This is a genomic window from Streptomyces sp. NBC_01390, from assembly GCF_045040105.1.
Taxonomy (GTDB): domain Bacteria; phylum Actinomycetota; class Actinomycetes; order Streptomycetales; family Streptomycetaceae; genus Streptomyces.
On sequence record NZ_CP109551.1, the window covers coordinates 5,411,498 to 5,426,085 of the forward strand.

11 protein-coding genes are annotated in these 14,588 nt (G+C 71.1%); 4 read left to right on the plus strand and 7 right to left on the minus strand.

Annotated elements, in window-relative coordinates:
* Positions 1 to 394 precede the first annotated feature (394 nt).
* Positions 395 to 943, plus strand: coding sequence for a hypothetical protein (locus OG241_RS24460; protein ID WP_405817876.1), 549 nt, complete (start codon positions 395 to 397; stop codon positions 941 to 943).
* Between the two features lie 48 nt (positions 944 to 991).
* Here the strand turns inward: OG241_RS24460 and OG241_RS24465 are convergent, their stop codons facing one another.
* A complete protein-coding gene (locus OG241_RS24465; protein WP_405817878.1) occupies positions 992 to 2,200 on the minus strand; it encodes a DUF2786 domain-containing protein in 1,209 nt (402 codons plus the stop codon).
* Between the two features lie 53 nt (positions 2,201 to 2,253).
* Between OG241_RS24465 and OG241_RS24470 the strand changes: the two genes are divergently transcribed.
* On the plus strand, positions 2,254 to 3,000 hold the full coding sequence (locus tag OG241_RS24470; protein ID WP_405817880.1) for a Clp protease N-terminal domain-containing protein: 747 nt from the start codon (positions 2,254 to 2,256) through the stop codon (positions 2,998 to 3,000).
* A gap of 75 nt (positions 3,001 to 3,075) precedes the next feature.
* Entirely contained in the window at positions 3,076 to 4,821 is a 1,746-nt protein-coding gene (locus OG241_RS24475; protein WP_405817881.1) for a bifunctional 3'-5' exonuclease/DNA polymerase, read from the plus strand.
* Between the two features lie 6 nt (positions 4,822 to 4,827).
* Here the strand turns inward: OG241_RS24475 and OG241_RS24480 are convergent, their stop codons facing one another.
* The 3 genes from OG241_RS24480 to OG241_RS24490 all read right to left on the minus strand — a co-directional run bounded on the left by OG241_RS24480 (position 4,828) and on the right by OG241_RS24490 (position 8,996).
* Complete coding sequence (locus tag OG241_RS24480; RefSeq protein ID WP_405817883.1) at positions 4,828 to 7,092, minus strand: BTAD domain-containing putative transcriptional regulator; 2,265 nt, start codon at positions 7,090 to 7,092, stop codon at positions 4,828 to 4,830.
* A 255-nt stretch (positions 7,093 to 7,347) separates the two neighbouring features.
* The gene (locus OG241_RS24485) at positions 7,348 to 8,235 is read right to left on the minus strand and encodes a glycosyltransferase family 2 protein (protein WP_405817885.1); all 888 of its coding nucleotides are present in this window, start codon (positions 8,233 to 8,235) and stop codon (positions 7,348 to 7,350) included.
* Between the two features lie 380 nt (positions 8,236 to 8,615).
* Positions 8,616 to 8,996 (minus strand): ArsR/SmtB family transcription factor, encoded by a 381-nt coding sequence (locus tag OG241_RS24490; RefSeq protein WP_405817887.1) that lies wholly within the window; start codon positions 8,994 to 8,996, stop codon positions 8,616 to 8,618.
* Positions 8,997 to 9,370: 374 nt separating this feature from the next.
* Between OG241_RS24490 and OG241_RS24495 the strand changes: the two genes are divergently transcribed.
* Entirely contained in the window at positions 9,371 to 10,579 is a 1,209-nt protein-coding gene (locus tag OG241_RS24495) for an MFS transporter (RefSeq protein WP_405817889.1), read from the plus strand.
* Between the two features lie 109 nt (positions 10,580 to 10,688).
* On the opposite strand, the gene OG241_RS24500 is transcribed toward OG241_RS24495, so the two are convergent.
* From OG241_RS24500 to OG241_RS24510, 3 genes are all read right to left on the minus strand, one after another.
* Entirely contained in the window at positions 10,689 to 12,182 is a 1,494-nt protein-coding gene (locus OG241_RS24500; RefSeq protein WP_405817891.1) for a Tat pathway signal sequence domain protein, read from the minus strand.
* A 181-nt stretch (positions 12,183 to 12,363) separates the two neighbouring features.
* Complete coding sequence (locus OG241_RS24505) at positions 12,364 to 13,620, minus strand: acyltransferase family protein (protein ID WP_405817893.1); 1,257 nt, start codon at positions 13,618 to 13,620, stop codon at positions 12,364 to 12,366.
* A 251-nt stretch (positions 13,621 to 13,871) separates the two neighbouring features.
* The gene (locus tag OG241_RS24510) at positions 13,872 to 14,204 is read right to left on the minus strand and encodes a hypothetical protein (RefSeq protein WP_405817895.1); all 333 of its coding nucleotides are present in this window, start codon (positions 14,202 to 14,204) and stop codon (positions 13,872 to 13,874) included.
* Positions 14,205 to 14,588: the final 384 nt, after the last annotated feature.

A 14,588-nucleotide genomic window follows, 5' to 3' on the forward strand; every position in this document is an offset into this window, starting at 1 on the left:
GCGGATTCCGGCCTCCGCCTCCTCCGCTGACAAGGAACCCTGTTGACGCCCTCTCCTGCCCGAGGGCAGGAAATTCCGGTCCGTACCGCTACGCGGTACCACCATGGGTTCCTGTTTCACAGGCCACCGCCGACCGGTGAGGGTCGGTCTTACACGGCCTCCGCAGGCCTGACTTCCCGCCCGTCCGGCGGTAGGTCCCACAACTCCGTTGTCGGACAAGGCGATCTTAGCCATGACGCTGCGCCCATCCTGCCCGCTGCGGGCAGGATGCCCTGCACCTCCACCCTGAAGAGTGGAGCACTGGGCAAGTGTTCGGTAGCTTGATGCGGTCGTGCGGCCCCAATGGCCGCTGCTCACGGCTACCGCACAGCGGCTGACTGCTTGGGAGCTTCCGGTGACTTCGGTGACGTACGCGCGCGTGCTGACGCGCAGGGCTGGTGTGGCCTCGGTCGTCGCGGTGGCTGCCGCGCTCGCGCTGACCGGGTGCAGTGGCGACGGAGGGTCCGACAAGGGGGCGGCGAGTACGAGTTCCGGTGCGGACTCCTCGTCGGCCTCCTCGGATTCGCCCTCGGGTTCGCCCTCGGGTTCGGGGGACGCGAGCGGGGGTGGCGGTACGCCGGCCGCGGACAGTCAGCTGGCGGGCAGCTGGCTGACCACCAGCAAGGGCAGCGCCGTGGCGCTGGTGATCACCGGGGCGAAGGCCGGGCTGTTCGCCACCGGGGGGAACGTGTGCAGCGGTACGGCGGGCGAGGAGGCGGGGATGCAGATGATCCACCTCACCTGCAGCGACAAGAGCAACGACCGGGCCTCGGGGATGGTCGCCTCCGTCGACAAGACGTCGATGAAGGTCACCTGGACCGGCAGCCTGGGCACGGAGACGTACACGAAGGCGCAGGGCGGTTCACTGCCGTCGGGGCTGCCGACGGCGGGGCTGGGGTCCTGACGCGCGCGCTGGGCTCCTGACGAACGTGCGGGGCTCCTGACGGGCGGCTCAGTCGCTCAGTCGGGGGCGGGCCCGCAGCTGGGCCCGGTCCGCCGCCGCGGTGCCCTCCGTCCAGCCCGCCTCGTCCGTGACGCCCCGCAGGCGGGTTGTGGTGGTCGTGGGGAACATCTGGTCCAGGTGGGCGGTGACCGCCAGGTCACGGGTGGCCAGGACCGGGAGCAGGGAGGCGGTGGTCTGCGCCGCCGCCACGTCCGCCGTTTCCGCTTCCGCCGCCTGCGCCAGGCGGGTGCCCGTCTTGTGGGCGTAGGCGGCCAGGAAGGACTGGCGGAAGGTCTTCGTCCGGTTGCGGCCCTTGGCCCGTTGCGCCGCCTCCGCCTTCGTCATCGCCGTCGTGGCCTGCACCAGCAGGGACGTGTAGAGGAGTTCCACCGCCTCCAGGTCGGGTTCGAAACCCACCACCGTGGAGAAGCCCAGGGCCTCGTTCCACACCGCCCGGCAGCGGTTCGCGTCGGCCACGGCGTGCAGGAGGATCGCCTTGGCCTCCTCGTACGGGGCGTCCACACCGAGGCGCCGCGCGCGCGGGGCGTCGGCCGCCGGGGCGCCGGCCGCGAGGAGGGCCTCGTCGATGCTGTGCCGGGCCATCAGTTCCTGGGCCTTCGCGCTCAGCGCCTCGGCCTCCTCGGGGAACCCGGTCGCCTCCGCCTTCGCCAGCAGTGCCCGGATACGCGGCAGCATGCGGGACTCCGGATGCGCCCGGCGGGCACTCTCCCCCGGTGTCGTCGGCTGCTCGTCCAGGGACTCCAGGGTCGGCAGTCCCAGCAGCAGGCGGTACAGCTCCAGGACCGTCGTCGCGTGCGTGAAGCGGTCCGCGCGCGGTGGGGCGGGGGTCGCGGCCAGCTCGGTCAGCTGTTCCTTCCAGCGGGGGTCCCGGGCCCGGTCGTCCGGCGCCTGAGCGGTGATCAGCGTCGACACCAGGCGTACGTGTACGTCGTCCAGCTCGCGCCGCACGAGACGTACGACGTCGGCCGGCTGCCAGCCCCGGCGCCAGGCCGACGCCACGAACTCCGCGCCGCGCCGGGCGAGTTCGGGGTCGGCGGCCGGGTCGGCGGCGAGCAGGGACGCGCCCGTGTCGAGGGAGGTGTCCGTGTCGGCGTACAGGGCGGCCTCGAAGGCGCGCTCAACCGTGCCGGGCGAGTCGGACGGAGGTGGGGTGCGGGGCGTGCTGGTCACCCGTCGATCGTGCCATGCCGTCACCATCAACTGTCAACTTCGGGTTGACAGGCTTCTGAGTGACAACCTACGGTTGACACATGACGACCAATCAGCCCGTCAGGGCCTCCGTACGCCTCGACGACCTCATCGAAGCCATCAAGAAAGTGCACACCGACGCCCTCGAACAGCTCCAGGACGCGGTGCTCGCCGCTGATCACCTCGGGGAGGTGGCGGATCATCTGATCGGCCACTTCGTGGACCAGGCACGGCGTTCGGGTGCCTCCTGGACCGACATCGGCAGGAGCATGGGCGTCACCCGGCAGGCCGCGCAGAAGCGGTTCGTGCCGAAGAGCGAGTCGGACCTCGACCCGAGCCAGGGCTTCAGCCGATTCACTCCACGGGCCAGGAGCGTGGTGGTCGTCTCCCAGGAAGGGGCGCGGGCCGCCGAGAACGACCAGATCCGTACCGAGCACCTGATCCTCGGCCTCCTCTCCGAGCCGGAAGCCCTCGCTGCGAAGGCGATCACCGCACAGGACGTCTCTCTGGAGACCGTGCGCGAGGCCGCGACCGCGGGACTGCCGCCGCGTGCCGAGACGGTCCCCGCCCTCATCCCCTTCGACGCCGACACGAAGAAGATCCTCGAACTCACCTTCCGCGAGGCCCTGCGCCTGGGCCACAACTACGTCGGCACCGAGCACATCCTCCTCGCCGTGCTGGAGTTCGAGAACGGCGCGGGACTCCTGTCCGGCCTCGGCCTCACCAAGCCGGCGACGGAGGAGTACGTCGCCGCGGCCCTCGCCAAGATCAAGGTGGACTTCGAGGAGAAGGGCGAGCAGTCGAGCTGAAGAGCCGGGCTGAACGCCGTGGACTGAACGCGCTGGTCAAGGGCGTTGTCAGACCCTCCTGCCACACTCACGGACATGGCAGGCGTGGCGGAGACGGTCGAGCGGTGGGCGCTCGCTCCGGCCGAGGACGGCGGCGTGGAGGTCGCCCCCCTCGGTCCCGGCGGGCTGCCCGCCGGGCCGGTGCGGCGGGAGGCGGATCTCGGCGCGGCCGTCCGTGACCGGCCCGATGTCACGCGCTGGGTGTGGCGGTCCACCCCCGACGTCTATCCGCGACTGCTCGCCACGGGGGTGCGAGTCGAGCGGTGCTACGACATCGAGGACGCCGAGACACTCCTGCTAGGCCACGAGGGGCGGCTCGGTGAGCCCCGGTCCGCGGCGGCGGCCCTCGCCCGGCTGCGCGGTGGTCCCGTACCGCCGGATCCGCCGCAGCGGTCTGCCGAACCCGGCGCGCAGTCGCCGCTCTTCGAACCGGGGCCGGTGCACCTGCCCCTGGCCGATCTGCTGGAGGTGTACGCGGACCAGCAGCGGCGGCACGACGCGACCGCGCACCCGGACCGGATGCGGCTCCTGACGGCCGCCGAGTCGGCGGGGATGCTGGTGGCCGCCGAGATGAACGCGGCGGGGCTGCCGTGGCGCGCGGACGTCCATCGGGACCTCCTGCACGAACTGCTGGGCGATCGGTACGCGGGCGGTGGTGAGCCCCGGCGGCTCGCCGAGCTGGCGGACGAGGTGTCGGCGGCGTTCGGCCGCCGGGTGCGGCCCGATCTGCCCGCCGATGTCGTCAAGGCCTTCGCGCAGGCCGGGATCAAGGTGCGGTCCACGAGAAGATGGGAGATCCAGAGCATCGATCACCCGGCCGTCGAGCCGCTGATCGAGTACAAGAAGCTGTACCGGATCTGGGTCGCGCACGGCTGGTCCTGGCTCCAGGACTGGGTCCGGGACGGGCGGTTCAGGCCCGAGTTCCTCGCGGGCGGGACGGTCACCGGGCGCTGGGTCACCAACGGCGGGGGCGGACTGCAGATCCCCAAGGTGATCCGGCGGGCCGTGGTCGCCGACCCGGGGTGGCGGCTCGTCGTCGCCGACGCCGACCAGATGGAGCCGCGGGTACTGGCCGCGATCTCGCGCGACCCCGGGCTGATGGAGGTCGCGGGGCGGGAGAGCGACCTCTACCAGTCCGTCTCCGAGCGCGCGTTCTCCGGCGACCGGGCGCAGGCCAAGCTCGCGGTGCTGGGCGCGGTGTACGGGCAGACCTCCGGGGACGGCCTCAAGAACCTCGCCGCGCTCAGACGCCGGTTCCCGAAGGCGGTGGCCTACGTGGACGAGGCCGCCCGCGCGGGAGAGGAGGGGCGGCTCGTGCGGACCTGGCTGGGGCGTACGTGTCCCCCGGCGGTGCGGGCCGGCACCGACGACGACTCGGCGGAGGAGGCCGGCATCCCGCTCTCGGAGGACGAGGGCGGCGTCGACCTCGCCGGGGGCTCGGGAGGGGCGGCCGGGGCGCAGGAGTGGGTGCCGGGGTACGCCTCCTCCAACTCCCGTGCCCGGGGCCGCTTCGCGCGCAACTTCGTCGTCCAGGGCAGCGCGGCCGACTGGACCCTGCTGCTGCTCGCCGCGCTGCGCCGGAGCTGTGCCGGGATGGCGGCCGAGCTGGTTTTCTTCCAGCACGACGAGGTGATCGTGCACTGTCCCGAGGAGGAGGCTCAGACGGTCGTGACGGCAATCCGGGAGGCGGCGGAACTGGCGGGGCGGCTGACGTTCGGGGAGACGCCGGTGCGGTTTCCGTTCAGTACGGCGGTGGTGGAGTGTTATGCCGACGCCAAGTGACGCGCGTCAACCCTGGCCGGCCGCCTCGGTTTCCGTTTGCGCCACGGCCAGTTCACGGGCGAAGTCCTTGACCAGGTCGTGGGGCGCGTACTGGCCGTACGCGGTCTCCTCCACGAGGGATACGTCGACGAGGCGGTCCAGGGCCGCCCCGGCCCGGCGTTCGTCGGTCGCGGTGAGGCGGGCCAGGAGCGGGGCGTCGTACGTGGGGAGGTCCAGGGCGCCGATGCGGCGCAGGACGAGAGCCGCGTCCCGGTCGGTCTCCCGGGCGGAGGCACGCAGCGCGTCGTGGGCTCCGGCCAGGGAACGGCGGACGCTCAGGTCGTCGTACTCCAGCTGCGGCAACCTGCTCTCCCCTGCGGCCAGTTGAGCGGCGAGCAGGTCAGGAGTGAGGGCCCGTCGGGCGGCGAGCCGGGCGGCGACCGCGCGCAGGGCGAGCGGGAGGCGGCCGGTGAGCTCGACGAGGGGGTGGCCGGCGTCGAGGCCGCCGCGTCCGGAGACCGCGCGCAGCAACTCGGCGCTCTCCCCGCCGGTCAGCGGGGCGAGGGGGAAGCGGCGGGCACCGTCGAGGGCGGTCAGCGGCGAACGGCTGGTGACGATCACGGCGCAGCCGGGGCCCGCCGGAAGCAACGGCCGTAGCTGCGCGGCGCCCTCGGCGTCGTCCAGGACCAGCAGTGTGCGGGTCGGGGCTAGGAGGGAACGCAGTAACGCGGCTGCCCCGTCCGGCTGTTCGGGGACACTGCGTGGATCGGCGCCGAGGTCACGCAGCAGCGCGGCGAGGGCCTGGGCGGGAGCGAGCGGCGGCACGTCGGCGGTGCCGCCGTGCAGGTCGACGTAGAGCTGCCCGTCCGGGAAGCGCTCCCGGAGGGTGTGAGCGACGTGCAGCGCCAGGGCGCTCTTGCCCACGCCGGGCATCCCGTGGACCACGACCACGGGGGCACCGGTCGCACCCTCGGCCCCGGAGCGCCCCTGCGGAGCCAGGGTCCGGCACAGGTCGTCCGCGACGGCTGTACGGCCGGTGAAGTGGGCCGGGCGTGGCGGGAGTTGAGCGGGGCGGGGCACGGGGGGCGGGGCGGATGCCGACGCGGCGGATGGAGTTGGCGTGGAGGGTGCTGTTGGTGTGGGGGGTGGTGGTGGCGCGGAGGTCTGTGCTGCCGACGGCCCGCGTCGCGGCGCGGGGGCGGGGGCAGGGGCGGGGGCCGGTCGTGGGGTCGAACTCGACGTCGGCTGTGCGGGGACGTAGGGGAGCTTGAGGTCGGTGGATATCGCGAGGGCGGTGGGCATCACGACGCCACCCGGGACCCCATGAGCCGTCAGTCCCCGGTGGCTCCCCAGCCGCACAAAGCCCGCTGGGCCGACTGGGCTTACTGGGCGCGCTGGGTCTACTGGGCCGGACGAAACGGCCGGGCCGCTCGGGCCCGTTGGATCTGCTGGGGCTGCCTGAGGTCCCGCATCCCCGGGATCCCCCAGATCCCCGGGCAGCCTCAGTACCTCCATGTGGGCCGCGCGGATCGCCGGGCCCGGTTCCACGCCCAGTTCGTCGAGGAGGCGGTTGCGCAGGTCGCGGTGGACGGCGAGGGACTCGGCTCGGCGGCCGGTGCGGTGGAGGGCGAGCATCAGCTGGCGGTGGTATGACTCGCGCAGCGGGTGTTCGGCCGTCAGGGCCGTCAACTCCGGGATCAGGGAGGGGAGTCGAGGGCCGCCGACGCACAGCTCGGCGTCGTAGCGCCAGTCCAGCAGGAGCAGACGGGCCTCCGTCAGGCGCTGGGTGAACGCGTAGCCGAAGGTCTCGGGCGGGAGGCCGGTCAGTGGGGCGCCGCGCCACAGGGCGAGGGCCGACGCGCTCTCGGCCAGGACGCGCTGCCAGTCCTGGTTGGCGTGGGCGGCCCGCGCCCGTTCGACGTGGGCGTGGAAGACGTGCACGTCCAGCTCGCCCGGGCCGACCCGCAGCAGATAGCCGGGCGGCACCGCTCGTAGCCGGGCCGGATCGTCGAGGAGGCGGCGCAGCCGGGCCACGTGGTTGTGCAGCGAGGCCTGCGCCGACGCCGGCGGCGCCCCGCCCCACAGCGCGTCCTTGAGCGCCTCGACCGGGACGACCCGGCCGGGTTCGAGGAGCAGGGCGGCGAGCAGCGTCCGTACCTTGACGCTGCCGATCGGGCGGACCGGAGCGAGGACGGGGATCGGCTGGATTCCCTCTCGCGCAGGGGTGTTGGGGGCGTGGCCGTCGTAGAGGACGGGCGCGCCGAGCAGCCCGAACCGCAGACCGCACCGCATGTCGTCGCCTCACTGCCCTCTCGTCCGCCAACCGCTTCCCATGTTAGCGATCTGTTGGCGTGGCCTGATGTGATCACCTCAACGGAGCCGGCCCGAGGGTGCGCGCGTATGTCGCGCAGCTCGGGGGAGTGTCGCCGTCGCGGCCGGGTCCGGATACGCGAGAGGGCCCGGGTCGCCAGAGGTGACGACCGGGGCCCTCGTATCGCGTGCCGTGTGCCGCATGCCTGGTGAGGGGGCTCGCGGAGAGCCCCCGGTTCACAGGATGGGCGGGCGGCCGAGCCGGGTCAGTGTCCACACCGTTCGCCAGCGCATCGGGCGGCGTTCGCCGGCCGGTTCGCGCAGCCCCTCGACGAAGCCGGCGAACCAGGCTCGCAGGGTGCGGGTGGAGCCGCCGCGCAGGACGGTGATCGCGATCCACACGGCCAGGTGTATCGGGATCAGCGGCAGCGGGAGCCGGCGGCGGACCAGCCAGACCCGGTTGCGGGCGGTGACCCGGTGATAGATGGCGTGCCGGGCGGGCGAGGTGCTGGGGTGGCGCAGCAGAAGACGCGGTTCGTAGAGGATCTTCCAGTCGGCGTCGACGGCCCGCCAGGCGAGGTCGGTCTCCTCGTGGGCGAAGAAGAAGGCGGCGGGCCAGTCGCCGGTCTGGTCGAGCATCTCCATGCGCAGAGCGTGGCCCCCGCCGAGGAACTGGGTGACGTATCCGCCGAGCATCGGGTCGCCCGCGCCGGGCCGGGGGACGTGGCGGCGCTGGGTCACGCCGTTCTCGTCGGCGATCCGGAAGCCGACGATGCCGAGTCGGGGGTCGGCGGCGTACAAGTCCCGTACGCGGGTGAGTACATCGGGGTCGATGAGCAGGCCGTCGTCGTCCAGGTCGACCACGACGTCGATGTCGCCGAACTCACGCAGCCGGGCCAGGGCCACGTTTCTGCCGCCCGGGCAGCCGAGGTTCTCGTCGACCTCGATGGTCGTGACCTCACCGGAGAGGCCGGGGAGTTCGGACAGTGGACAGCCGTTGCCGACGAGCACGATGCGGTCGGGGGCGAGGTCCTGCTTGGCGATCGACTCCAGCAGCGCGTTCAGCGCGACGGGCCGGTTTCCCATGGTCACCACGGCCACCGCGATACGCGGTTCCACCGCCATGCCACCCACCAGACCCACCTCGTTCCGGCCGCCGACGTACACGATCGCGGTCGGATGCTATCTGTTTACAGTAAGGATGTATTAAGTACGCATTGAGTACGTCTCTTATCCATAACACCCTAGGGCTTCAACCCTACGGCTTTCGGCCGGAGCCCCGGACTCCAGCCATGTCCGCGACGCCCACCAACAGTGCACGCTACCCAGCGGTCCGAAAACGATGCCTGGCAGATCGTCCGTGAGCGACTCACAGGTGAGCGACAGGGTACGCCGTCCGGTTGGGGGGAGCGGTGGCGGACGTACCGGAGTACGGACCCGAGGACGGACGGACCCGAGGACGTGGCGAAGGCCACGGCGAAGGAGTCCGCGGGAGGAACCGCGGGTCAGGAGACCGTCTCCAGCAGGTCGAGACCCTCGGTGTTTCCGACGCCGGCACGCAGCTGTTCGACGAGCCGGGCGATGTTCTCCTCGTCGCGCCGGTAGTGGGTCCACTTGCCGACGCGCGTGGAGCGGACGAGACCCGCGCGTTCGAGCGACGCCATGTAGGCCGAGACCGTGGACTGGGCGAGGCCCGTCTTGGCCTGGATGTGACTGACGCAGACACCGACCCTGCGCGGGTCGGTGACTTCCGGGTTCACCGGGAAGTGGTCCTCGGGGTCGCGCAGCCACTGCAGCACCTGGAGGCGCACCGGGTTGGCGAGCGCCTTGAGGGGTTCCAGCAGCGAGGCGAGGTCGCCCGTCGTGGGCAGGTCGTGAGTCGTCATGAGCCTTCCGAGCCGGGCGTAGGACTGGTGCGGGACAGAAACGGGGCTGATGCGGCAGCACGTGCAGGGGCATGTGCCGGGGCATGTGCGAGGCAGATCCGTGCCGTGCAGCTGTGCGACTGTGCGGTTAATCCATCGATGATAAGCGATACGTCACCCGATCGCCGGGTGCTTGCTGACCTGCGACGAGCCTCCCCCGCCTGTCGCCGGGGGCCCCGCACCGGCAGCGGAGACCCCTCCGGGCGGGCTTGACAGTTCATATCGATGTTCCGCGATACTTCGATGTGTCGACGCTTCGTCGTTCGGCGCGGCCACTCGTCTCGGCGCGGCCACTCGTCTCAGCGCAGCCATTCATCGCAACGGAGGGTTTTCTCATGCCTGTCGGGCTTATCGCCCTGGCTCTGGGAGGCTTCGGTATCGGCCTCACGGAGTTCGGGATCGTAGGACTGCTGCCCGAGGTGGCAGACGACTTCGGCGTCTCCGAGTCCGTGGCCGGCTATCTGGTCTCCGGCTACGCCCTGAGCGTCGCGATCGGCGCCCTCGGGCTCACCGCCGCGATCGCCCGCTTCGACCGCAAGAAGGTCCTCGTCGGGCTGATGACCCTGTTCATCGTCGGCAACCTGATCTCCGCGGTCGCCCCGACCTACTCCCTGCTCATGGTCGGCCGGGTCGTCGCCGCCCTCTGCCACGGCGCCTTCTTCAGCGTCGGCGCCGTCGTCGCGTCCGACATGGTCACCGAGAACAAGAAGGGCAGCGCCATCGCCCTCATGTTCGGTGGACTGACCGCCGCCAACGTGCTCGGCGTGCCGCTCGGCACCTTCCTGGGCCAGCAGCTCGGCTGGCGCTCGACATTCTGGGCGATCACGATCCTGGGCTTCGTCACCCTGGCCGGCATCCAGGCCCTGGTCCCGCGCAGCACCGCTTCCGCGCCGACCGACCTGCGCACCGAGCTCGCCGTGTTCCGGCGCGGTCAGGTGTGGGTCTCCATCGCGCTGAGCATCCTCGCCTTCGGCGGTGTCATCGGCGGCTACACCTACATCGCCTTCACGCTCACCGAGGTCAGCGGGTTCTCCGACAGCGCCGTGCCGTGGCTGCTCGTCCTGTTCGGCGCAGGCACGTTCATCGGCAACTTCTTGGGTGGCAAGGCGGCCGACAAGTCCCTGAACAAGACGCTGATCGGCGCCATGGCCGGCCTCGCGGTCGTCATGGCCCTCTTCGCCGTCACCGCGGAGAACAAGATCGCGACGATCGTGGCCCTGCTGCTGATGGGCGCCATCGGCCTCTCCGCGGCGCCCGGACTCCAGGCGCGCGCCATGAAGTACGCCTCGGACGCGCCCACCATGGCCTCCGGCGCCAACATCGCCGCCTTCAACGTCGGCAACGCGCTCGGCGCCTGGATCGGCGGCCTCACCCTCGCCGCCGGGTACGGCTTCGTCTCCCCGCTGTGGGTCGGCGCCGCGCTCGCCCTCGCCGGACTCGGTGTCGCCGTGGCGGGTTCGCTCGGCGGCAGCACCTCGACGGCGCGAGCCACCGCTCCGGGCGTTACTCGACGGGCCAAGAATGTGGAAACCGGCTTTCAGTAAATTCCTTCTCGCATACGCCAGGAAATGCCTTTCCAGAAAGCGGCGGGGCCGGGAGACCTTTACGGTTTCCCGGCCCCGCCGCTTTCCATGCCCCCCGGGTAGGGGGCCACTACGCGCGAAGGGGGTTCGTGCGGGTCGCCGCCAGCAGGTACCAGGCGGTGGCACCCGTGTGGCGGTACGGGTAGTAGCCGAAGCCGAAGCCCGTGTCGAGGGGGCTGCTCGCCGAGACGACCCCGGCGCGTTCGGGCAGGGCCCGGGTGCCCACGGTCTGGCCCGTGCCGAGGAGTTCCTGGGCCCGCTCGACGGAGGCGATCAGCCGGTGGGCGCGCGCCTCGTCACCGTGTCCGGCGCGGTTCCGGAGGGCGAGGACGAGGTGCGCGGTCCCCTCGAACCAGACGCCGTTGCGGTCGGGCTTCGGCTGGAACTCGGCGATGGGAGCGCCCTCGTTCGCCAGCAGGCTCGCGGAGCTGAAGGTGACGCCCTCGTACGACTGTCCGGCGGGCACCGTGCTGTTGGTGCGGTCGGCCCGGTCCAGGACGGCCAGTTCGGTGGCGGCCCAGTCCAACGACCCCGTGTACTTACGGGAGTTGAGGGCGAGGTGGGTCCAGGTCTGGGTGTCCTCGGGGATCGGGGACTTGTTGACGGTCACGCCGTCGTTGGTGCCCGTGTAGAAGAACCCGGCGCCCGCCGGGCCGGCCGGCTCCCACATCCTCTCGACGAACGCCCGTGCCGTCGCCCGCCGTTGCCGCCACACCGGGTCCCCGGTGAGCAGGGCGAGTTGCCCGAAGAGGGCGACCAGGTCGGTGTTGTGCTCGGTCGAGCTGAACGGCAGTTTCGCGTTGCCACCGTCGACGCCGAACTTGTAGCCGCCCAGGGGCTGTTCGGTGCCGGCGTTCACCTGGATCCAGGTGCCGATCCGTACGGCGCCGTCGAGGAAGCGGCGCTTCCCGGTCCGGCGGGCCAGCGCGGCGAGCGCGATCCCGGCCCAGGCCATGTCTCCCACGGCGGTTCCGGTGAACCCGAACTGGGTGCCGACGTTGGCGGTGCCGTCGGCCCGCACGAACCCGTCGGGCTGCGGGGCCCCGTCGAAGAAGACGTACGGCCCGACGTTGTAGGCCTGGCGGAGTCTGCCGTCGTCGTACACCGGGTCGTGCGACTGCGCGTACAGCAGGGCGTCCCCGAGGGCGACGGCCCGGCGCAGGCCGGCCTCGGTGCGGGTGGCGAGGTGGGCGAGTACCGCGAGGGCGTTGTCGTAGGTGAACGCCGTGCTGAAGAGGCCCGCCTGGTCGGTGTAGCTCTGGGTGAGGCGGATGTCGCCGTGGTCGGGATAGGCGTCCATGGCGGCGGCGAGGAAGGAGTGGGCGCGGCGCTCGGCGGGCGCGAGGGAACTCCCGTATCCGGTACGGGAGTTGTCGGCACCCTCCGCACCCGCCACACCCATGCCGGTGGCCGTGAGCGCGACGGCACCGAGGCCGGCGGCACCGATGAGAGTGCGACGGCTGAGCGCGGGGCCTGGCGCGTCTCCCGTGTCGGATTCTCCGCCGGACCTACCGGACCCGCCGGACCTGACGGGCTCGCCGGACCTGCCGTTTCTGCCGTTCATGGGTCTCCTCCACTGAACTGAGAGCGCTCTCACGAACGCGCGGCTCATTCTGCTGGCGCATCGGGGGCGGGTCAACGCCCCTGCTGTGCACGCAGGTTGAACAGTCAGGACGGACGACGGCAGGAAGAAACCCCGGGCCAGGAGGGTGACCCGGGGTTTCGGCAGGGGGGCGGCGACTCGGTCAGGACATCGACGAGGCGTTGCGCATTCGCGCGAACGACGTGTCCAGTCCCCGTTTCATCAGCCGCGCCAGGGGTGCTTCCACCAGCTTGTGCACCAGCCAGCTCAGTACGAGGAAGCCGGCGATCACGGAGACGACCAGGAGCCGGGCGTCCATGGTGTCGCGCAGCCGGTTGATGAGGGTCGTACCGACGAGGTAGTGCGTCAGATAGAACGGGTAGGTCAACGCACCCGCTGTGACCAGCCACTTCCAGCGGATACGGTCGGTGTAGCCGAGCGAGACGGCGACCATCACCAGCAGGAACACGGTGAAGATCAGCACGCTTCCGCGCCAGCTGGAGACCCGTTCGACCGTGTCTATGCGATGCCCCAGTTCCCGCTGCCCCATCAGCCAGGCCAGACCGAGGATGCACCAGAGAAGCAGGTCCTGGCCGAAGCGGTACATGAGGTAGAGGGCGAGGCCGGCGATGAAGTACCAGGCACCCTCGGGGTTGATGATCAGCGTCGCCGGGCGGAAGCCGGCCGCCGGCGTGATCATCGCGGCGGCGCCCCAGAGGCAGCAGAACACCACGACCTTGCGATACGTCAGCCCGGTCACGACGACGGCCATGAAGAGCAGGTAGAAACGAAGCTCCGACCAGAGGGTCCAGTACACGTTGTCGACGTTCGGGGCGAACGAACCGGACTGCATCATCGTGAAGTTGAGCAGGATGTCACGTGCCCGGTGCCGCGGCCACACACCGGGCATGGCGATCAGGGCCACGGAGGTGAAGATGATGCCGAACCAGTACGCCGGGTAGAGCCGGATCACGCGGGAGGTGAAGAACTGCCGAGGGGTGCGCCCCCAGCACGACATGCAGATGACGAACCCGCTGATCACGAAGAAGATCTCGACGCCTATCCAGCCGTAGGCGGAGAACCGGAACCAGGTCGGCATGATGTCGGAGGCCGGCCGGTCCCAGATCACGTTGCCCGGCTGGTTGACCCGCCAGGTTCCGGCGTAGTGGTGGAGGGCCACGACGACGGCGGCGAGCAGACGGAGCCCGTCGATGGCGTAGAGCCGACGGTCGCCGCGCCCCGGGATGGCGGCGTGCTTGGCGGCCGTCCGGGTGGGCTTCTTCGTCGTCCCGATGGGCCCGCGCGGCTGCTCGGTCGCGGCGAGCGGGAGGGGCTGGCGCGGCGACGGGATCACCTTCTGCATCCCGCCCACGACCCGCCCGCGCATCGGCGGCCCACTGTCCGCACCCTGCATCGACACCTGATCTCCCCCATCGCAAAGCTCGCCCACCCCGACCGACCACGCCCCGAGAACGGCGACGACGGCCGACAGCGGAACGGCGGGCGCTTGCCCAGCGGCAGTCACGGCAAACCCGCGAATACCGTAGAACCTCATGGTTCACGCACAGAGACTTCTGGGGCAGATAGAGGGTTGTAGAGCGGATGGGTTCGAGTTTCGACGAGATGTGGAAGGTTTTGTTCCTGTTGATGTTGGTGCGAAGCCCCGTCGCCCTACGCTTCGCCGAAGGGTTCGTCGCTCCGTTCGTCACTCCAGCGGAACCAGGCCTGGTCGCCCTCAATGTGCAGAAGGAATTCCGCAACGGGGCCTGACGGGGCTACGAGGGTGAGGGCGCGGGCGATGCGGTCGTAGGCGTCCTCGAACTCGTCGTACCGCTCCGCCTCGATGAGGGCGAGCGTCTCGACGAACCACGACTCGACCTCCGCGAACGCGGGTTCGGGTACAAAACGGCCGCTCAGCCAGGGGAAGTCGGCCTCGGCGATCACGATCTCGCCGAGCGAGTCGTCGCCGCGCCGCAGCCGCCAGACCTGACCTTCAAAACCCATCTCGGCCCGCTTTCCTGTCCTCGTCGTGCTCGTCCTGCGAGCCAGGGCGTCACGCTCTTCCAGGTTCCCGACCGCACCCTAAATCCCGCCACTGACATCGACCGCCCGCCCGAAGGGGTCCGGCCTCGACCGCGCCTCTGCCGCAGGGCGCCGTTCCTCGCCGAGGGCCTGGATCACCTAGAGGCGTACGACGTCGTCGTGCGGCGCGCGTTCCGGAGGGCGGGGTGAGCTGCGTACCGGCAGCTGCCAGCAGGCCTCTTCGGGCAGGAGGGGGGCGGTTCGGTCTGCCGGTGAGGTGTTTTGCGTACGGCGGTGCCGGCGTCGCCAGCGGGCGTCGTGGGGGTTGGGGAGGGTCCAGACGTACGGGTCCGGGGTGCGTGGGGG